Source organism: Aquimarina agarilytica ZC1 (assembly GCF_000255455.1).
In the GTDB taxonomy this organism is placed as follows: Bacteria; Bacteroidota; Bacteroidia; order Flavobacteriales; family Flavobacteriaceae; genus Aquimarina; species Aquimarina agarilytica.
In genome coordinates this window covers 132,829-153,788 of record NZ_JH621250.1, presented here as the reverse complement: position 1 = coordinate 153,788, position 20,960 = coordinate 132,829, and the positions used below count along the sequence as shown (strand labels likewise).

The 20,960-nt window shown below is 32.4% G+C and carries 17 protein-coding genes; 11 read left to right on the top strand and 6 right to left on the bottom strand.

The window, feature by feature from the left end:
- The first annotated feature begins 64 nt into the window (after nucleotides 1-64).
- The 3 genes from KQA_RS0204450 to KQA_RS0204440 all read left to right on the top strand — a co-directional run bounded on the left by KQA_RS0204450 (nucleotide 65) and on the right by KQA_RS0204440 (nucleotide 2,886).
- Entirely contained in the window at nucleotides 65-523 is a 459-nt protein-coding gene (locus KQA_RS0204450) for a tRNA (cytidine(34)-2'-O)-methyltransferase (RefSeq protein WP_010178508.1), read from the top strand.
- A 517-nt stretch (nucleotides 524-1,040) separates the two neighbouring features.
- Entirely contained in the window at nucleotides 1,041-2,156 is a 1,116-nt protein-coding gene (locus KQA_RS0204445; protein WP_198283102.1) for a phosphoethanolamine transferase, read from the top strand.
- The gene (locus KQA_RS0204440; protein WP_010178504.1) at nucleotides 2,143-2,886 is read left to right on the top strand and encodes a hypothetical protein; all 744 of its coding nucleotides are present in this window, start codon (nucleotides 2,143-2,145) and stop codon (nucleotides 2,884-2,886) included. Before KQA_RS0204445 ends, KQA_RS0204440 begins: the two co-directional genes overlap by 14 nt.
- 5 nt (nucleotides 2,887-2,891) lie before the next feature.
- On the opposite strand, the gene KQA_RS0204435 is transcribed toward KQA_RS0204440, so the two are convergent.
- The gene (locus KQA_RS0204435) at nucleotides 2,892-3,437 is read right to left on the bottom strand and encodes a YbhB/YbcL family Raf kinase inhibitor-like protein (RefSeq protein WP_010178502.1); all 546 of its coding nucleotides are present in this window, start codon (nucleotides 3,435-3,437) and stop codon (nucleotides 2,892-2,894) included.
- Between the two features lie 650 nt (nucleotides 3,438-4,087).
- Here KQA_RS0204435 and ilvD point away from each other — a divergent pair.
- The 3 genes from ilvD to ilvN all read left to right on the top strand — a co-directional run bounded on the left by ilvD (nucleotide 4,088) and on the right by ilvN (nucleotide 8,248).
- Nucleotides 4,088-5,764 carry a dihydroxy-acid dehydratase gene (gene ilvD / locus KQA_RS0204430; protein ID WP_010178501.1) on the top strand — a complete coding sequence of 559 codons (1,677 nt, stop codon included), beginning with the start codon at nucleotides 4,088-4,090 and terminating at the stop codon, nucleotides 5,762-5,764.
- A 147-nt stretch (nucleotides 5,765-5,911) separates the two neighbouring features.
- Nucleotides 5,912-7,612 carry a biosynthetic-type acetolactate synthase large subunit gene (gene ilvB / locus KQA_RS0204425; protein ID WP_010178500.1) on the top strand — a complete coding sequence of 567 codons (1,701 nt, stop codon included), beginning with the start codon at nucleotides 5,912-5,914 and terminating at the stop codon, nucleotides 7,610-7,612.
- 102 nt (nucleotides 7,613-7,714) lie between these two features.
- Nucleotides 7,715-8,248, top strand: coding sequence for an acetolactate synthase small subunit (gene ilvN / locus KQA_RS0204420; protein ID WP_010178499.1), 534 nt, complete (start codon nucleotides 7,715-7,717; stop codon nucleotides 8,246-8,248).
- A gap of 394 nt (nucleotides 8,249-8,642) precedes the next feature.
- On the opposite strand, the gene lpdA is transcribed toward ilvN, so the two are convergent.
- From lpdA to msrB (KQA_RS0204390), 5 genes are all read right to left on the bottom strand, one after another.
- Complete coding sequence (gene lpdA, locus KQA_RS0204415) at nucleotides 8,643-10,034, bottom strand: dihydrolipoyl dehydrogenase (RefSeq protein ID WP_010178498.1); 1,392 nt, start codon at nucleotides 10,032-10,034, stop codon at nucleotides 8,643-8,645.
- Between the two features lie 235 nt (nucleotides 10,035-10,269).
- Complete coding sequence (locus tag KQA_RS0204410) at nucleotides 10,270-11,751, bottom strand: hypothetical protein (protein ID WP_010178497.1); 1,482 nt, start codon at nucleotides 11,749-11,751, stop codon at nucleotides 10,270-10,272.
- A gap of 502 nt (nucleotides 11,752-12,253) precedes the next feature.
- Nucleotides 12,254-12,805, bottom strand: a complete 552-nt coding sequence (locus KQA_RS18505) for a hypothetical protein (RefSeq protein ID WP_010178495.1) — start codon at nucleotides 12,803-12,805, stop codon at nucleotides 12,254-12,256.
- A gap of 5 nt (nucleotides 12,806-12,810) precedes the next feature.
- Nucleotides 12,811-13,203, bottom strand: a complete 393-nt coding sequence (gene msrB, locus KQA_RS0204395; protein ID WP_010178490.1) for a peptide-methionine (R)-S-oxide reductase MsrB — start codon at nucleotides 13,201-13,203, stop codon at nucleotides 12,811-12,813.
- Nucleotides 13,200-13,679 (bottom strand): peptide-methionine (R)-S-oxide reductase MsrB, encoded by a 480-nt coding sequence (gene msrB / locus KQA_RS0204390; RefSeq protein ID WP_010178482.1) that lies wholly within the window; start codon nucleotides 13,677-13,679, stop codon nucleotides 13,200-13,202. Before msrB (KQA_RS0204390) ends, msrB (KQA_RS0204395) begins: the two co-directional genes overlap by 4 nt.
- Before the next feature lie 189 nt (nucleotides 13,680-13,868).
- Here msrB (KQA_RS0204390) and KQA_RS0204385 point away from each other — a divergent pair, with 189 nt between their 5' ends.
- The 5 genes from KQA_RS0204385 (at nucleotide 13,869) to lon (ending at nucleotide 20,861) form a co-directional block, all read left to right on the top strand.
- Entirely contained in the window at nucleotides 13,869-14,699 is an 831-nt protein-coding gene (locus tag KQA_RS0204385; RefSeq protein WP_010178480.1) for a M48 family metallopeptidase, read from the top strand.
- A gap of 242 nt (nucleotides 14,700-14,941) precedes the next feature.
- Nucleotides 14,942-15,871 carry a T9SS type A sorting domain-containing protein gene (locus KQA_RS18500; protein WP_010178477.1) on the top strand — a complete coding sequence of 310 codons (930 nt, stop codon included), beginning with the start codon at nucleotides 14,942-14,944 and terminating at the stop codon, nucleotides 15,869-15,871.
- 157 nt (nucleotides 15,872-16,028) lie between these two features.
- Nucleotides 16,029-17,342 carry an MFS transporter gene (locus KQA_RS0204375; protein ID WP_010178475.1) on the top strand — a complete coding sequence of 438 codons (1,314 nt, stop codon included), beginning with the start codon at nucleotides 16,029-16,031 and terminating at the stop codon, nucleotides 17,340-17,342.
- Between the two features lie 49 nt (nucleotides 17,343-17,391).
- Nucleotides 17,392-18,081, top strand: coding sequence for a hypothetical protein (locus tag KQA_RS0204370; protein ID WP_010178474.1), 690 nt, complete (start codon nucleotides 17,392-17,394; stop codon nucleotides 18,079-18,081).
- Between the two features lie 305 nt (nucleotides 18,082-18,386).
- Nucleotides 18,387-20,861 (top strand): endopeptidase La, encoded by a 2,475-nt coding sequence (gene lon / locus KQA_RS0204365; RefSeq protein WP_010178473.1) that lies wholly within the window; start codon nucleotides 18,387-18,389, stop codon nucleotides 20,859-20,861.
- The last annotated feature ends 99 nt before the right edge of the window (nucleotides 20,862-20,960 follow it).

Here is a 20,960-nt window from a genome sequence, read left to right as displayed (position 1 = left end):
ATCTAAAATCTAAAATCTAAAATCTAAAATCTAAAATCTAAAATCTAAAATCTAAAATCTATATATGTTAAACATAGTTTTAATTCATCCCGAAATTCCAAATAATACTGGAAACATAGGTCGCTTATGTGTAGGTACAAATTGTCACTTGCATTTGGTACATCCTTTAGGTTTTCAAATAACGGATAAGAATTTAAAACGTTCGGGCTTGGATTATTGGCCTGAGTTGAGCGTTACGGAATACGAAAATTTCGAAGCTTGGAAAGCACAGCTTTCCGACGAAAGTCGTGTATTTTTATTTACATCTCATGCCAAACAAAACTTTTTAGCTCCTGAATATAAAGATGGAGATTGGCTAGTTTTTGGGAGAGAATCAAAAGGTTTAGAATCAGAAATTCTTGATTTATTCGATAATCATGTGTCTATCCCAAGTACAGGGAAAGTTCGAAGTTTTAATATAGCAAATGCCGTAAGTTTTGCCATTGGCGAAGCTTTAAAACAAATTAATGGGTTTCAATTTTAATACTTAATTTTAATGAATGAATTTATTTTTTAAAGATTTAAAGAAACTGCTGCCAATAGGTGGTATAGTATTATATCCTTTTTTTGTTTTTTTAATATTCGGTTTCTTTTATGTTCCATCTACTTACGGGTATTTAAAAGAAATAGTAGCATTTGGTCTTTTTTCGGTGATACTATTTGTGACAATATTTTTATTTAAACCACTCAAAATCCGTAATTTTTTATTTGATTTTTTGATTGTATTATTATCTATTTTGATAATAGTAAAGCTTTTTTTTTATAGTACTTATGAAACTAAATTAAGTACATCAGCTTTATATGTGATATTTGAGTCTAATAAAGGAGAAATATCTGGATATTTTTATGACTTTATAAAAACATCAAAGGTTTTATTTGTTTTAATGTTTTTGTTTGGAATCCTTTTTTTTGTAAAAAAATATTTACGTGATAAAGGAACCCTCAATTTAAGTGATATACCTTTGTTATGTTTTACTAATGGTATAGCAAAAATTTTTGTTTTGATTTTTGTTGTACTATCTAGTATGCTTATTTACAAAAAGTTTAATGATGAAAATATATTAATTGAAATCTATAATTCTTATGCTGAATATGTTGATTTAAAAACTAAACTTAAAAATACACTAGCAAAAGAAAAGAGTGACTATATAAAACTTGTTTCAAAACTTGATGTAGCCCAAACTTATGTTGTAGTCATAGGTGAATCAACATCCAGTTGGCATATGCAATTATATGATTATGCAAGAGAAACAAACCCTTTACTGTCAGAAATTAAAGATGAACTTATTATTTTTAAAGATGTAATAGCTCCTCATGTGCATACTATAGCATCTTTAGAAAAAATATTGACAATGTCAGATTATTCAAATCCCAATGTAAAGGAAAATAGTTCTATCATTCAAATAGCAAATGAAGCAGGTTTTACTACTTATTGGTTGTCAAACCAACAACCCATAGGAATAGATGAAAGTATTCCAACGTTAATAGGTAATGCAGCACAGCATAAGTATTTTATCAATACAGATGATTACGGTGATAATGTATATGATGAAAAATTGTTACCTCAATTACAAAATATTTTAAATGAAGATGTGACAAAAAAGATGGTGTTTGTCCATTTAATGGGCACACATACTCCGTATAAAAGAAGATACCCTAAAGAATTTCAGTTTTTTAATAATGATAGTGGCTTTAAGTTAAAGGTAAACGAATATGATAATGCAATTCGGTATAATGATTTTGTAATAAGAAATATTATTGAAAAAGTAAGGGAGCTAGAAACTAATAGCTATGTATTGTATTTTTCAGATCACGGAGACGAAGTTTATGATACGATGGATTTTTTTGGACATAATGAATATCATGCTACAAAGCCAATGTATGAAGTGCCTTTTATATTTTGGTTTTCAAAAGGGTACAAGAAAAATATTTCTCATATAAAGGAAAGTGATCTTTTACTTGAAAGAAAATACAACTTAGAAAACTTTGTTCATAGTTTTTCAGATGTAAGCCAAATTAATTTTAATAGACTGGATAGTACTAAAAGTATTTTTAGCAATAAATTTAAAGAATCTAAAAGACTAATAAAAAAAGGGATAGATTATGACAAAGATTAAATACTTTTTTCTTTTCATTAGTTTTTTTATAGGTGCTTTTTTTGTGTATTATTATGTACCATACAAACCTGAACTTTTAGGTTACTATGACAAAATATGGGCACATCGAGTTAATAGTTTAAAAAAACTAGATTATGCTTTAAAATTTTATGATGGAGTTGAATTGGATTTAGTGTATAATGAAACCGAAAATTTTTTAGATGTAAACCATTTACCTCAAAAATCAATTCATTTAAGTTTTGAAAATTATATTTCACATATTTATTCTTTAAAAGAGGAACCTTTTTTGTGGTTAGACATTAAAAACCTTAAACAAGATAATTCAGTTAAAATATTAAAAAAAATACTTCAAACTTTAAAACATAACAATTATCCAATCAACAAAGTTATTGTTGAGTCTAAATATTATAAATCCTTACCTATTTTTATTAAAAATGGGTTTAAAACAAGTTATTATCTTCCGACTGATTTGAATCAGATGAGTTTTAATGAAAGAGAGTTAGTATTAAATAAAATAGAAAAAGTGTTAGAAACTATACCAGAATCAGCAATATCATCTGGTATAAAAGATTATACAATACTAAAAAATAAATTTCCAGAACGAGATAAATATTTTTGGTCTATGGGAATGGTTTTATATCATAATTTATTTTCTACACGTCAAGCTTTAAAAGATCCATCCGTAAAAATAGTATTAACAAGTTTTAGAGTATTTAAGGGAGATCGTTAATTAATTTAATCCCTTTTATAATACGCAACAATCGAGGCTTTTTCAATAGTATTTGCAAATAAATTGAAGCCTACCACCGCGGCATTTGTATTTTTGTCCAATCCAAGGGAAGCTACTTTTAAAGCATGAATGGTAATTACATACTGATGAAAACCGTGACCTTGAGGTGGGCATGGTCCTCCATAGCCAAAAGCACCATAATCTGTAACACTTTGTATACTTCCTTTAGGTGCTAGATTAGCTTCAATATTTCCTGCATTGGATACTAGATCGTTAACAGAGGCATCAATATCAAAAATAAGCCAATGCCACCAACCACTTCCAGTAGGAGCAGAGGGATCATGAATTGTAATAGCAAAACTTTTTGTTCCTTCAGGAGCATTACTCCAGCTTAATTGGGGTGAAACATTACTTCCGCTACATCCAAAACCATTAAAAACTTGTTTGGAGGTCATTTGCCCACCAATGTCGTTACTTTTTAAAGTAAAAGTTTGAGCGATTGTTGCGATTGAAAAAAGGAAAAAAGTGAATAGTGTTGAAATTTTTAACATAATAGAAATAGATTGCAAATGATTTGTTTTTAAAGATAGTAATTCTTTAAAAAAGTAACAGATGTATAATAAAGTTTAATTATTAATTGAGGCTGATAACGTCGACATTTAATTTTTTTGAAGATATCATTTAGATTGATACTTATTGTTAGTGAAATTAATTCTACCTCTTGAGTCTGTTTAAGTTCTTGCTATCCTACCAATAAAAGAGTATAATACAATTTGGGTGTTGTAAAATCAACATATTTTTAATGCATAAAAGGCTTTGTATAGAATCATTATTTTTTATTAAAATATGAATTTATATGTGTATTTTTTAATGAAAACTTATAATTATATAAATTTATTCAAAATTGTAAGGTTTTAATTAGATTAACTAGGATATAAGTATCTTTGCAGCCAATAATGAGAAAGCTTAATTTTTTGAACTTTATTTAACAAATAAAAAATAATTGTGATTGTACAAGTGGCTATTTTAGTTTATTGGTAATCAAATAGTTAATTTTATTTTTTTTAAAATGACTATTGTAGTACATGTCTAGTTATTAAGTAAAATTAATTTTGTACTGTTATTTTTACATATAAAGTGATTTAAAAGAAAGCTCGTTATTTTTAAATAAAGAAAATACAGAATATAATAAAGTAAACGAATGGAGATTAACAAGTTTAGTAAACGTGTAACGCAAGATGATACGCAACCGGCAGCACAAGCAATGTTGTATGCAGTTGGGTTAAAAGATGAGGACTTTAATAAGCCATTAGTAGGAATTGCAAGTACAGGATATGAAGGTAATCCATGTAATATGCATTTAAATGATTTGGCAAAAAAGGTCAAAGAAGGCGTCAATACACAAGAAACTTTTGGATTAATTTTCAATACTATAGGAGTAAGTGATGGTATTTCTATGGGAACACCTGGAATGCGTTACTCATTACCATCTCGTGATGTTATTGCAGATTCTATGGAGACTGTAGTACAAGGTTTATCATATGATGGAGTAGTAACTGTTGTTGGTTGTGATAAAAATATGCCTGGTGCATTAATGGCAATGATTCGTTTAAACCGCCCATCTATTTTAGTATATGGAGGAACTATTGCTTCTGGTTGTCACGAAGATAAAAAGTTAGATATTGTGTCTGCTTTTGAAGCATGGGGAGAAAAGGTAGCGGGTACCATGGAAGAAGGCGAATACCGTCAAGTAATTCGTAAAGCGATTCCTGGTGCAGGTGCATGTGGAGGAATGTATACGGCAAATACTATGGCGTCTGCTATTGAGATTTTAGGGATGTCAATGCCTTATAACTCTTCAAATCCAGCAATTAGTGATGTAAAACAAGCGGAATGTGTTGCTGCAGGAAAGCAAATGCGTTACTTGTTAGAAAATGATATTAAACCATCTGATATTATAACACGTAAATCATTAGAAAATGCAATACGTTTAATCACAATTTTAGGAGGTTCAACTAATGCCGTATTACACTTTTTAGCTATTGCTAGGGCAGCAGATATAGACTTCACGTTAACGGATTTTCAAAAAATTAGTGATACCACTCCTTTTATAGCAGATTTAAAACCTAGTGGTAAATATGCGATGGAAGATTTACATGCTGTGGGAGGAATTCCAGCGGTATGTAAGTATTTATTAAAAGAAGGTTTATTGCATGGAGATTGTTTGACTGTAACAGGAAAAACATTGGCAGAAAATTTAGCTAGTGTTCCAGATCTAACAGAAGGGCAAGAAGTAATCATGCCTTTGGATAAGCCAATAAAAGCTACAGGTCACTTACGAATGCTGTATGGTAACTTAGCTAAGGAAGGTTCGGTAGCAAAAATTACAGGAAAAGAAGGTTTACGTTTTTCTGGAACAGCAAAAGTATTCGATAGTGAGTATGATGCTAATGACGGTATACGTGATGGTAAAGTAAAAAAGGGAGATGTTGTAGTTATTCGTTACGAAGGACCACAAGGAGGGCCTGGTATGCCAGAAATGTTAAAACCTACAGCTGCAATTATGGGAGCTGGTTTAGGTAAAGAAGTAGCTTTAATTACAGATGGTCGTTTTTCTGGAGGAACTCACGGTTTTGTAGTGGGACATATTACACCAGAAGCACAAGTTGGAGGAGTAATTGGTCTAGTGAATGATGGTGATATTATTACTATTGATGCAGAAACAAATACAATCAATGTTGAGGTGTCTGATGAAGTATTAGCTGAAAGAAGAAAAACATGGGTAGCTCCCGAGTTGAAAGTGAAGAAGGGAGTGTTATATAAATACGCACGTTCAGTATCTTCAGCTTCTCATGGGTGTGTAACTGATGAGTTTTAGTATTCTAATTAGAGATAAAATATAAAGGTTATTCTATATGATTATTCATTGAGTGGGTAACCTTAAACAATTAAATTTTCGGATTTATATAAAAAATCTGAAAAAATAAAGCGAATAGCTAAAAGCTAATAGCCAAAAGCTAAAAAAATGAGTAAAACAACAGAACGTATAACAGGAGCAGAAGCAGTAATTAAATGTTTACTAGCCGAGGGAGTGGATTTGATCTATGGATATCCAGGTGGAGCAATTATGCCAGTTTATGATGAGCTTTACAAGTATCAAGATAAATTAACTCATATATTAACACGTCATGAGCAAGGTGCTACCCATGCAGCGCAAGGTTATGCCCGTACAAGTGGAAAAGTCGGTGTTGCAATAGCAACTTCGGGACCTGGTGCTACTAATTTAGTCACAGGAATAGCAGATGCTCAAATTGATTCGACACCTATGGTATGTATTACAGGCCAGGTAGGATCACATTTGTTAGGATCTGATGCTTTTCAGGAAACAGATATTATTGGGATTTCAACCCCTGTAACAAAATGGAATATTCAGGTGACTAAAGCCGAGGATATACCTGCTGTAATGGCTAAGGCATTTTACATTGCACGTTCGGGTAGACCAGGACCAGTTTTAGTTGACATCACTAAAGATGCTCAGTTTGCTGAGTTTGATTTTAGTTATGAAAAATGTAAAGGAGTTCGTAGTTATAAGGCTATTCCTAAAACAGATCCTGAAACCGTAAAAGAGGCTGCTGCAATTATTAATGCGGCAAAAAAGCCTATGATTGTATGGGGACAAGGAGTAATTTTAGGTGAAGCAGAAGCCGAGTTTAAAGCACTTGTTGAAAAAACAGGAATTCCAGCAGCATGGACAATTCTAGGAGTATCTGCATTGCCAACCGCACACAATTTAAATGTAGGAATGGTAGGGATGCATGGTAATTATGGTCCTAATAAGTTGACTAATGAATGTGATGTACTTATTGCTATAGGAATGCGTTTTGATGATCGTGTAACAGGTGATTTGTCAACGTATGCAAAGCAAGCAAAAGTAGTGCATTTTGAAATTGATCCAGCAGAGGTAAATAAAAATGTTGACACGGAAGTAGCTGTAATGGGAAGTGTTAAAACTACCCTTGCCGATATTTTACCTTTATTAGAAGAAAAAACACATACAGCATGGTTGGGTGAGTTTAAGGCTTTTGATAAAATAGAGCAAGAAAAAGTAATTCAAGAAGAATTGTTTCCTTCAAAAGAAGGAATGAGTATGGGCGAAGTAATTCGTAATATAAATGAAGTTACTAAAGGAGATGCGGTCATTGTGACTGATGTTGGACAGCACCAAATGATGGCTATTCGTTATGCCGAATTTGAGAAGTCTAAAAGTAATGTAACTTCTGGTGGTTTAGGAACTATGGGATTTGCTTTACCTGCAGCTATTGGAGCTAAAATGGGAGCACCAGACCGCCAAGTAATTGCTGTTATTGGTGATGGTGGTTATCAAATGACCATTCAGGAGTTAGGAACTATTTTTCAAAATAAAACAGGAGTTAAAATAGTGATATTAAATAATGAGTTTTTAGGAATGGTACGCCAATGGCAAGAGCTTTTCTTTGAAAACCGTTATGCTTCAACGGAAATGACTAATCCTGATTTTGTGAAAATTGCCGAAGGTTATCATATTCCAGCGCAACGTGTAACGGAACGGGTTAATTTGGCCGATGCGGTTAAAACAATGTTGGAAACAGACGGACCTTACTTTTTGGAGGTATGTGTTGAAAAGGAAAATAATGTATTTCCAATGATACCAACAGGAGCTTCGGTTTCTGATATTAGATTAAGCTAACTCACAGTAACGTGAGTTTATTAATAAGAGAATATTTTTCTCTTAGAGAAATAATAGTTAAAAAATAAATAACTCAAGGAAGCTTGAGATAGTTTAATTACTATGGAAGAAGAAAATAGACAATATTTTACCATTTCGGTATATACAGAAAATAACATAGGACTAGTTAACCGAATATCTGCAATTTTTTTGAAGAGACACGTCAATTTATTATCAATGACGGCTTCAGAATCTGAAATTGAAGATGTGTATCGTTTTACAATTTTGGTAAAAATGACTGAAGAAAAAGTCAAAAAGATCGTCGGTCAAATAGAAAAGCAGATTGAGGTAATTAAAGCATTTTATCACACGGATAGCGAAACGATATCGCAAGAAACGGCTTTGTATAAAGTAGCTTCAGGTTTGTTATTTGATGAACCTCAAATACAGAATATCATTAAACGTAGTGGCGCATCTATAGTTACTGTTAATAAGAAGTTTTTTGTAATTTCTAAAACTGGTAGACGCATAGAAACAGAAGCTTTATATTCCGCTTTAAAACCTTATGGTTTACTACAATTTGTTAGATCTGGACGCATTGCGGTTAGTAAAGAAGCAATGAATATTTCTGATATTTTAAAAGATTTTGACGAGTAAAAACATTGTTTTATTCTCATAATAAAAGCTTCATTTCACCTGTGTGAAATGAAGCTTTTTCTTTATTGGTCTCAGGAATAGATAAAACTAAGCACTTTAGTGTATTTCGCTTTTAGTTTCTAAAAATAAGACAAAGAGCTATTGGTAGTTAGCTGTTAGCTTTTTGTCAAAGTGCTAATAACTAAGAGCAAAAATGGATGTTTAAAAAGATGGTGACTTTCAGTCATAACCAAAACTATGAACTTCAGGCACATAGTTGTTCATTATATGATATAGGGCTTTTTTAGAAAGTAAGGATTCTGAAAATTAAATCAAAGTGGATGTTATTAACTAAAAAAATAACCCTCACTAACTTAGCAAGGGTTATAATATATTTTGTTAAAATTCCGATTGTTTACAAGTGAATTACCTCGTCGTATGCATCGGCAACAGCTTCCATTACAGCTTCACTCATAGTTGGGTGAGGGTGAATAGCTTTTAGTATTTCATGTCCAGTAGTTTCAAGTTTACGAGCAACAACAGCTTCAGCAATCATGTCAGTAACTCCAGCACCAATCATGTGGCAACCTAACCACTCTCCATATTTGGCATCAAAAATTACTTTGACAAAACCATCTGGAGTTCCACCTGCTTGTGCTTTACCAGAAGCGGTAAATGGGAATTTTCCAATTTTTAAATCATATCCTTGTTCTTTAGCCTTAGCTTCTGTTAAACCAACACTAGCTATTTCTGGAGTAGCATAAGTGCACCCAGGAATATTAGAATAATCAACTGGAGGAGTATGTACACCTGCTATTTTTTCAACACAAGTAATTCCTTCTGCAGAAGCAACATGAGCTAAAGCAGGTCCAGGAACCACATCACCAATAGCATAAATACCAGGAATATTAGTTTGGTACCATTCGTTTACCAAAATTTTATCTCTATCGGTAGCAATACCAAGGTCTTCCAAACCAATATTTTCAATATTTGTTTTAATTCCAACAGCAGAAAGTACGATATCAGCTTCAATAGTTTCAATACCTTTAGCCGTTTTAACAGTTGCTACCACACCTTTACCAGATGTGTCTACACTTTCAACAGCAGCATTAGTCATTACTTTAACACCTGCTTTTTTAAAGCTTTTTTCAAATTGCTTTGAAATATCTATATCCTCAACAGGGACCAAGTTTGGTAAAAATTCAACAATAGTAACTTCTGTTCCCATTGAATTGTAAAAGTGTGCAAATTCAACTCCAATTGCACCAGATCCCACAACGATCATTTTTTTAGGCTGCTTTTTAAGAGTCATAGCTTGGCGATAACCGATCACTTTTTCACCATCTTGTGGTAAGTTTGGTAATTCACGTGAACGTGCACCTGTAGCAATTATGATATTTTTTGCAGTGTAATCAGTAGCAGTACCTTTATCATCAGTAACAGTTAGTGTTCCAGCGGCTTTTAATTTTCCAAAACCATTAATAACATCAATTTTGTTTTTTTTCATTAAAAACTGAACCCCTTTACTCATGGTACCAGCTACATTTCGGCTACGCTTAACTACGGCTCCAAAATCTTTATCAAATTCAGAAACAGTTAATCCGTAATCACTGGCATGTTTAAGGTAATCAAATACTTGCGCACTTTTTAATAATGCTTTGGTTGGAATACATCCCCAATTTAAACAAACACCTCCAAGGCTTTCTTTTTCTACTATTGCAGTTTTTAAACCTAGTTGCGAAGCTCTAATAGCAGTAACATAACCACCCGGACCACTTCCTAACACAATAACATCATATGCGCTCATACTGTATAAATATTTGATTGTTGAGGGACGAAAATACGTATTAATCCTTAATTTAAAAAGCCATTCTGTGCTTGTTCTACTTAGATAGAAATGTCACTTTTGAGTATTTTAATTAGTATTGTTGTTGTTTTAATTGTTTTAAGAGGATATTACTGTTTTTATGACATTGTTTTTTTAATATACCAGTCGAATTGATAATTTAAAACCAAAGCTTTTTAAAGTTAAGAACTATGCATTATTTAGCTGTTAACAATGAAAAGCGATAACTTAAACCAAAATTAAAAGCAGTACTATTAAGTTCACCTCCACTAGCTTTTACATAACCAATAGCAGCTCTAAAATTAAGTTTATCGGTTAAATGGTAATAAAACCCAATACTTGGTTTAACAATAAAACCTTGACCAGTACTTATATTACCTCCGCCAGCAGCTCCACCCAAAACTTGAGCAAAAACACTGATTTTTTTATCGATTAAAGAGGCAGATTGTAGTCCAACTCCTAAAATACCTTCGGCATAAGCGCCTGCATTACCAAAGTTGGCAAATGAAGTTTGACCTGTAGCATAAATATATTTTTTAAGGAAAAGATCGACTTGAAGTGATATTTGATATAAATCTTCGGTCGGGTTTGTAACTCTTTTAGCATTAGTATATACATCTTGCTTTACAATAATATTTAATCCTTTAAATTTTGTTTTAGTCAAGTCTTTTTGATCAGCTAGTGAGCCTTCAGTATTTACATAATATTTAAGCCCAAGGCCTAATGTTGAGGCATTAAAGTGTTGATTAGGTGATAACATAAATCCTTTATTAACGGAAATATAAAAGTCATCATATAATTTTTGCTCAATTGAAATATCCGGGTAGAGTAGTGTTCCCCCTTGAGAGTCTACTCCGCCACCGCCTCCGGCACCTACAGCAACTTTAGCTAAAATATTGGTACGGTTTTTATTCATTGAAAAATGGTAACCACCACCTATAAAAATATCCATATAGCCAGCAGGAATACCACTATAAGCGCCATCTGTTTTAAAAAGCCAAAACCAATTATTTGTGATATAAGAATTGATTTCAACGCCTGAAAGTCGAATTGTTTTATCATTTAATGACACACCAAAATTATTGACAGAATCTCCCATTGGCGACAAATTATTTAAATGTGCCATCACCGAAATACGATTTGAAATTTTTTCCCAAAAAGATCCTTTTAATTCATTTGTAGTATACTTTTTTTCGGCATGTAAATAATTGGAATAATCAAAAGAAATAGGAACTTGAAGACTTACATAAAACTGATCACTTTTAATGTCACCATCATCAAAAAAGTTTACATAACTATACCCCCCAGTAACTGAAAATTTATTGAATTGATAACCTAAACTAATATGAGGTAAAATGAATGCACCACCACCATCTGGTGCTGCTGCGCCGCCGCCTCCGCCAAAGTGAATACCTGTATCAATAAAAAGTTTAGGAGTAATTTCTTTTTGGATTCCGGCATTAATTCCTAAAGTAAAAAAACCACCTCGTATGCCACTAACGGAGCCATAAATACCTAAGCCACTGTAAAAATCATTAAATTTCAGGTTGTAATGAATACCACTAAAACCCATATTGGCTTCATTGTCATCAGGCATTTTAATAGATAAAAAATCTAAGCTTGCTTGTGCCTTTTGCGATTTAAATTCGGGAATAACTGATGATTTTTGGGCAATCAATATTTGGAAACTACAGATTAAAAAAGAAACGCACAAAATTTTTTTTTCGAAGGACCAGATATGCTTCATAATTAGTTTATAGGTGGTAAATAAAAAAAGCTAAAGGTAAACCTAGTCTTTGAAATAAAATAATATGCTATTATAATATTTGTAATAGATGTAATTGAAAGGTAATTATACTGTAAATATATTATGTTGTTTTAGTATTGGTAGATTTAATTATTGCACGGTTAGTATTAGAGTTTATTATTTATTTTCAGGATAATTTCAATTTATTTTTGAATAAAGGGGAGCATATCAGCTTCGAACCATGGATTTTTGGCTTTCCAAAGTCTATTTGTAGGTGGGGCTGTGGTAATAGGAGGTATTTTGAGGAACAATTTGACCAAGGACCTGATCAGTAATAATGATTTTTGAGAACCATTTATAATAGAATTTGCCCCAAGTGGTATATCCTTGAGGCAAATGTTATATTATTTTATATATATGTCGGAATAGATCTTTATTCAGTAAAATTTAAGCGTTGCGCTCCTTGTGAAATAGTTTCATAATTATATCTGCTGTCATTTAAAATTTTAGCTGACGTATTTACAGATGATGTATTAACACTAACAACGGCAATTCTAAATATTTGATTTGTCAAAAAGCGGCTAACTTGATCGGGAGTTAGGTCGTCAAGATTAAAATTTGAATCTATAATAATCTCAAAATCATTTTTTGTATGATTAAAATTAACCTGCAAAGTTCCTTGGTCTAAAAAATAGGCTTGTGGTAATAATTGCCAAACATCATCTCCAGTGCTATTCAATTCGTTTGACCTATAAATTAAAACTAAATCAGAATCATCAATGGGAATATCATCAGGGATAATATCACCAAAAGAATAGTTTTTATCTTTTTCAAAATCTACATCTGCAATTTCGAAAATAAAAGTAGGACTACCATCTCTTCCATCAAACCCATCCCTTCCAGGGGGACCAGTAGGACCTTCGCACGAAGCTAACATAAAGCTAAGGCTTAAAAGGCTAATTAAAAGTGTTTTTATTTTTTTCATCATTGTTATTTTTTAAAATTAATACTTAGTGAGTTTACACAATAGCGTTGTCCAGTTTCTGTTGGTCCATCGTTAAATACATGTCCTAAGTGTCCGCCACAGTTAGCACATAAAATTTCAGTTCTTATCATTCCATGACTAGTATCCCGATTGTAAATAATTGATCCTTCTTCTGAAGCATCAAAACTAGGCCAACCACAACCGCTGTCAAATTTTTGCTCACTAGTGAAAAGTGTAGCGTTACAACCTTTACAGTTATACGAGCCTTTTTCATAATTTGTATTGAGTGCACCACTAAAAGCGCGTTCGGTACCTTTTTCTCTAAGAATGAAATAGGATTCTTCACCTAATTGAGCTTTCCATTCCTCGGCGCTTTTTTCTATTTTAAATTTTTTCATGGTTCAGTTGATTTAAATTCTAAGGATACACTATTAATACAATGTCTTTTTCCAGTAGGTCGTGGACCATCACCAAATACATGACCTAAATGACTTCCGCAACTAGCACAAAGCAATTCTTTTCTAGCATAACCCAATTTATAGTCTACACTTGTATCTACATTATTTTCAATAGCTTGATAAAAACTTGGCCACCCCGTACCGCTATCAAATTTATGAGCACTATCATATAAAGGAGTATGGCAAGCTTTACATTGATAAATCCCTTTTTTGTAATGTTTGTCATATTCACCAGTAAATGCTCTTTCGGTACCAGCTTGCCTTAATACATAATATTCAAAATCGGATAAATCTGCTTTCCATTCAGCTTCAGTTTTAGTTATGGCATAAGTTTTGGACTGTTCCATATTGTTTTCTTGTCCCTTGCAAGAAAATAGAATACCACAAATAGATATAAAAGTTAGAATTTTTTTCATTTTACCGAAATCGATTTTTAGTTGCTTTTAAACGAATATCTCAAAAAGTTAGCCAAACTTTATTTTTTTAATAAAAAATTTAGAAATAATATTTGCAAACTTCCTTGAGTTAGTAGGAAAAATAAAATGTTCTTAACATAATTATTTAAAAAATTGTAATTTTATTAAAGAAAACAAAACAGGGTTATTATGAAGTATAGAAATCAAATAATAGGAGCTTTAGCATCAGTTTTACTAATGGGGTGTGCTACAAATCCTTTTACAGGAAAGAAAACATTGGCATTGGTAAGTAATAGTCAGATATTTCCTATGGCTTTTCAGCAATATGATCAGTTTTTGAGTCAAAATAAAGTAGTTAAAGGAACTTCTGATGCTGAAATGATAACACGAATAGGTCAAAAAATTTCAAAAGCGGCTGAACGTTGGTTTAATGCCAATGGACATCCTGAGTATTTGGAAGGTTATAAATGGGAGTATAATTTAGTGGATGATAAAACAGTAAATGCTTGGTGTATGCCAGGGGGTAAAATTGTTTTTTATACAGGGATTTTACCAATAGCGGCAAATGAGGCAGGTATTGCCGCAATTATGGGGCATGAGGTAGCCCATGCTTTAGCAAATCATGGACAGCAACGTATGAGTGCAGGTCAAATTCAACAAGTTGCTGGTGTAGCCGGATCAATTGCTATGAGTGGAAAAAGTGCAGCGGCGCAACAAATATTTGCACAAGCATTTGGGATAGGCTCACAAGTAGGAATAATGCTTCCATTTAGTCGAAGTCATGAAACTGAAGCAGATAAAATAGGAATTAATTTGATGGCTATAGCGGGGTATAATCCCGAAGAGGCCGCAAAATTATGGGTACGTATGAAAGCGAACTCATCAAAAAGTGGCAATGGGGCACCACCAGAAATGTTGAGTACTCACCCATCAAACGACACCCGTATTGCTAATTTAACAAAATGGGCGCCTGAAGCAAGAAGAGAAGCCGCTAAATTTGGTGTGACCTCATTTAAATAAATTACTATCTAGTATTTATTATATGTATTAAACCATTCATTGAACAGTGAATGGTTTTTTTATGTTTTGAGGTTATTGTTACACTAGAATTTTAGGAATGTTTTTTTAGTTTTTTTGAATCTAAATTGCATTTAAAAGATTTTAATAGGTGTTTTGTCTATTTTTTGCTTTTTTTAAATAATAGGGGTAGGGGTTTTTAATTGTTGAGCGTATTAAGGTATATCAATTAAAAAGAATTACTGATGAATAGCCTACTTTACTCAAAAAAAACAAATAAACTGAAACGATCTTTAGCATCTATTTTATTGTTGGGATCATTTATGTCTAATGCCCAAACTACTGACATATGTGATACTAACCCATTATTATTTAAGGCAGAAAATACGGACAAGCCAAGTTGTAACGATAAAAATGGAGTTTTAGCAATAACTATTGAAAAAGGTGAAGCACCCTTTGATGTAATGATTTTAAATAAAAACACAAAAGAAGTTATTATTGATAGACAAGATATCAGTTTAGATAGCTTTGGATTTAATATTTTTTCGGCAGGTCAATACAGTGTTAAAGTAACAGCAGCTAATGGTTGCGAAATGACTAATGATGTAAATGTGTTGTCATCTTTTTTAGCCTTAGGAATTGAAGATGATACAGCCACATGTTTACCTGGAGATGAAAGAAAGCTTGTTTATAATTTTGCTTCTCCAAGTCGTATTCCTGGAACATTAGGCTTATTTGAAATTTTAGCCGATGGATCTCGATCTTTAGTGAATAATACCGAAGTTACCGCGGGTGTAGTTGTAAGCAATTTTATCAAGCCTAATACCACTTACTTAATAGTTGCCGAAAGATTGTCATGTAAATTAGAACAATTCTTTTCCATTAGTGAATGCGATGAGTCTGTTGATGCTCCAGTTTTAAGTGTAAATAATGTAGCAGGGAATCAATCCAATGTAATTACAGTATATCCGAATCCGACTAGTGGAGCTGTAAAATTAAGTTTAGCAGATGGTATTGAAAGAGAGATTGATATTTTTGATATCTCTGGGAATACCGTTCAAAGCCTGACTACTAAATATAATGATTTAGATATAAGTAGTTTGAGTCCTGGCTGCTATTTGATAAAAATTAAGTCAGATAAAGGAGATGTATTTCAAAAAATAATAAAAAATTAAACTATGTAATTTGTTTTTTACATAGTGTTTCGCCCTTGGCATGGGATTAAAATTGCTAATTAAAATTGCTAATTAAAATTGAAAAAGAGGAAAAGAGGCTGTTTGAAAAGACAGTCTTTTTTTTGTTTTGCATTGTCTAAAATTGTAGTATTGATTTATGGCAAAAAAAATAGTTAAAAAAGGTAATAAAAAAGTGATGAATGCTTGGGCATTTTATGACTGGGCTAATTCTGTGTATTCACTTGTGATAGTTTCTGCTATTTTTCCCATTTTTTGGAGTGGGCTAACCACTGATGAATATGGAAATGATAGGGTTCAATTTTTAGGGATTGATTTCAATAATGATTCTTTGATAAGCTATATTACTGCAATAGCTTTTATGACAGTCGCTTTTATAAGTCCAATTTTATCTGGGATTGCAGATTATGCAGGTAATAAAAAGTTTTTTATGAAACTGTTTTGTTATTTAGGCGCATCTGCATGTATTGGTTTGAGTTTTATAACACTCGAAAATTTGTTTTTTGGTTTACTATGCTATTTTTTAGCACTTATAGGTTTTTGGGCTAGTTTGGTATTTTATAATTCGTATTTACCAGACATTGCAAGTACCGAGGATCAAGATGCGTTAAGTGCGAAAGGGTTTTCATTAGGCTATATTGGAAGTGTTTTGTTGTTAATCATTTGTTTATTTTTAATAGAAGGTTACAGCTTATTTGGTTTTGAAAATAAAGGCTTACCTACCAGAATATCAATAGGCTTAGTAGGTGTTTGGTGGATTGGTTTTAGTCAATATACGTATGCTCATTTGCCAAATTTCAAAAATGAAAATAAGGTGACTAGTTCAATTATTTTTAATGGATTTAAAGAGTTAATGTTTATTTGGAAACAAATAAAACAGCATATTGCTTTAAAGCGTTATTTAGGAGCCTTTTTTGTATACAGCATGGCAGTACAAACAGTCATGTTAGTAGCCACATATTTTGGGGTCGAAGAAATAGAATGGGGAAAAGGAGGATCAACCATGGGCTTAATAATTAGTATTTTATTAATTCAATTAGTAGCCATTTTAGGAGCACTTATTACTTCGCGTATAGCCAAAAGAGTAGGTAATATTTATACATTAATAGGGATTAATATTACTTGGTTAGTAATCTGCCTATATGCTTTTACCATACATTCTCCTATGGAATTTTATATTACAGCTGCTTTTGTAGGTTTGGTTATGGGGGCAATTCAATCATTATCACGCTCAACATATTCTAAGTTATTACCAATTAATTCAAAGGATACTACCTCGTATTTTAGTTTTTATGATGTTTCAGAAAAAATTGGAATTGTAATAGGCATGCTATTGTATGGTATTTTGGGGGATCTTACCGGGAGTCCTCGATTTTCGATTCTGTTTTTTGCTTTGTTTTTCTTTATTGGAACGTGGTTATTATTTAGGGTTCCTAAAAAAATGGTTTCATAAGGCAATAAACTGTAACTTTGTTCCATTATAGTAGAAACCAATGCGACACATGAAAAAAATAATTTATATAATTTCTCTTCTAGGTTTATTACTAGTTTCTTGTGAAAAGGAGGCAAGTGCCGGAGACTTTTTGAATGGAGATCAAATAGAAAAGCTAAAAATAATCTCGAGAGGAGTTAAAGATCCTAATACCGGTCAACTTATTGATCCTATAACAGGAGGGATAATTAATCCAGATACGGGTGTGATTACCGACCCTGAAACAGGATTGGAAATAGATCCCAACACAGGTGAACCAATAGGATCAGATGGTGGCGGAACACCAGCACCGATTGATGAAATTTTTGCTATGTCTGGAGATTTAATTGGCACTTTGGATGGTGATGATTTTAATATGCGATCAGCAACAGCTTTACTAAATGGGAACTTATTAACCATTAGTTTTATTAACGAGAATGGAAATTCAATTACATTAGCAGTAAACAATCCTAAAACACAACCGTTTGGAGTGAATTCGGCTGAAAATTTTACGGGTTCTATCGATAAAGGAGGTGATGTATTTAGTACAGATTTTTCAAGTGATGCTACAGGTTTTTTACAATTAGTTTATGATGGAGATACCGTTTCAGGTTCATTTGAATTTAAAGCTTTTTTTAGAGATGCTAGTGGAGTAGAAACAACAGAAACGTCCGAAGTAACAGGTGGCGGATTTGGAAAAATAGAGGTAACGTTTCTTTAGTAATTAAATTAAGAGTGTAATTTTTATAGATTAATCAGAAATAGATTTTTTATAAATCATTCGAAATGAGTTAGAGCTTAGCATTTAGTTAAATTTACACTATAATATATTCAAAACAAAAAGTTTGCTAAACCATTTAGCAAACTTTTTGTTTGAATAAGGCTGGCACAACTATTGTTTTTTATTAATCAGTAAAGTTCAGTTATCTTTGCAATAACTTGAATTTCAATACTTATACTAATTTATTATAAAATGAATTACCAAAATGAGCTTCAAAAAAGTGTCATTTTGGCAAATAAATATATATGGCCAAATCTAAAATACTAAGTCTGGACAATTTGTCATTACAAGATATGAATGAAGATGCAGAGTTAATACCATTAATGACTCCAGAAGATGAAGAAGAAATACGACAAGAAAGCCTACCCGAAGCGCTTCCAATTTTACCATTACGTAATACAGTACTTTTTCCTGGAGTTGTAATTCCTATTACTGCAGGTCGTGATAAATCAATTAAATTGATTAATGCCGCTAATAAAGGCGATAAAGTTATTGGCGTAGTTTCCCAAAAGGATGAAACTGTTGAAAAACCATCTATTGATGATATTAATAAAATTGGAGTAGTAGCTCGTATTTTAAAGGTATTAAAAATGCCAGACGGGAATACTACAGTGATTATTCAAGGAAAAAAGAGGTTTGCTATTGATGAAGTGATTGCAGACGAACCTTTTATGATGGCTAAGGTAAGTGAAGTAAACGAGGAACGTCCAAGTCAAGATGACAAAGAGTTTGGAGCGATAATAGATTCTATTAAGGACTTATCGTTGAAAATTATTAAAGAGAGTCCCAATATTCCTAGTGAAGCTTCATTTGCAATAAAAAATATAGAGAGTAATTCTTTTTTGATCAATTTTGTTTCTTCAAATATGAATTTATCTCTTGTTGAAAAACAAGAATTATTAGAAATTAATAGTTTACAGGATCGTGCCTTAGCTACTCTAAAATTCATGAATTTAGAGTATCAAAAGTTAGAGCTTAAAAATGATATTCAGAGTAAGGTGCAGCATGATATGAACAAGCAGCAGCGTGAATATTTTTTGCATCAGCAAATAAAAACAATTCAAGAAGAACTGGGAGGCGTATCCCATGATGATGAATTGGATCAAATGCGACTAAAAGGGAAGAAGAAGCAATGGGATAAAGACGTAAAAGCGCATTTTGAAAAGGAATTAGGTAAAATGCAGCGTATGAATCCTCAGGTTGCCGAATATGGGATTCAACGTAATTATTTGGAGCTATTTTTAGAGTTGCCTTGGAATGAGTATAGTAAAGATAATTTTGATTTAAAAAGAGCACAAAAAATATTAGATAAGCACCATTATGGCTTAGAGGATGTTAAGGAACGTATTATTGAGTATTTAGCAGTTTTAAAGCTGCGTAATGATATGAAATCACCAATTTTATGTTTATTCGGTCCTCCAGGTGTAGGTAAAACATCATTAGGAAAATCAATAGCTGAAGCTTTAGGTAGAGAGTATGTACGCGTATCCTTAGGAGGTTTGCGTGATGAAGCCGAAATAAGAGGACATCGTAAAACGTATATTGGTGCTATGCCAGGTCGAATTATACAGAGTTTAAAAAAAGCTGGAACCAGCAACCCTGTTTTTGTCTTAGACGAAATAGATAAGCTAGCAGCAGGAAATCAAGGAGATCCGTCTTCGGCTTTATTGGAAGTATTAGATCCAGAGCAAAACAGTGAATTTTATGATAATTTCCTTGAATTAGGATTTGATTTATCAAAAGTAATGTTCATTGCCACTTCAAATAATATGGGGAGCATTCAACCTGCTTTGCGTGACCGTATGGAAGTGATTAATGTTTCGGGGTATACCATTGAAGAAAAAGTTGAAATTGGTAAAAAACATTTACTACCGAAACAATTAGATGAGCATGGACTGTCAAACGAACATTTAAAAGTGCCTAAACCTGTTTTGGAAAAAATAGTGGAAGGGTATACGCGCGAGTCTGGAGTTAGAGGTTTGGAAAAACAAATAGCCAAAGTGGTAAGAAACACGGCAAAGAATATTGCTATGGAGCTAGATCACGATGCTAAAATTTCTGCTAAAGATGTCATTGAAATATTAGGTCCACCAAGACTAGAGCGTGATAAATATGAAAATAATGATGTAGCGGGAGTAGTAACAGGATTGGCTTGGACTAGAGTAGGAGGTGATATTTTATTTATAGAATCCATTCTTTCAAAAGGAAAAGGATTGTTGAATATTACAGGAAACTTAGGAAAAGTAATGAAAGAGTCTGCTACTATTGCTTTAGAATATATTAAAGCTAACGCAAAATCATTAGGTATCGATCCAGATGTAATTTCAAATTATAATATTCATATCCATGTTCCCGAAGGGGCTACACCGAAAGATGGACCTAGTGCAGGAATCACTATGTTAACTTCATTAGTCTCACTTCTTACGCAACAGAAAGTGAAGAAAAGTATTGCTATGACAGGCGAAATTACCCTTAGAGGTAAAGTATTGCCAGTAGGTGGGATTAAAGAAAAGATTTTAGCCGCTAAACGCGCTAAAATAAAAGAATTGATACTTTGTGAGGAAAACCGTAGAGATATTCTTGAAATTAAGGAAGACTATTTAAAAGGTTTAACATTCCATTATGTTTCCGAAATGAGTCAAGTATTAGATATTGCAATAACAAAACAGAAAGTAAAAAATGCCAAAAAGCTAGAGTTAACAAAAGCAACTAATAAATAGTATTGTTTGTATTAAAGCGAAATCAAACTGTTTGATAAAAAAAGCCTCAAAAAATTGAGGCTTTTTTTGTTGTTATCGGGTTGATTATGTGATAAAACT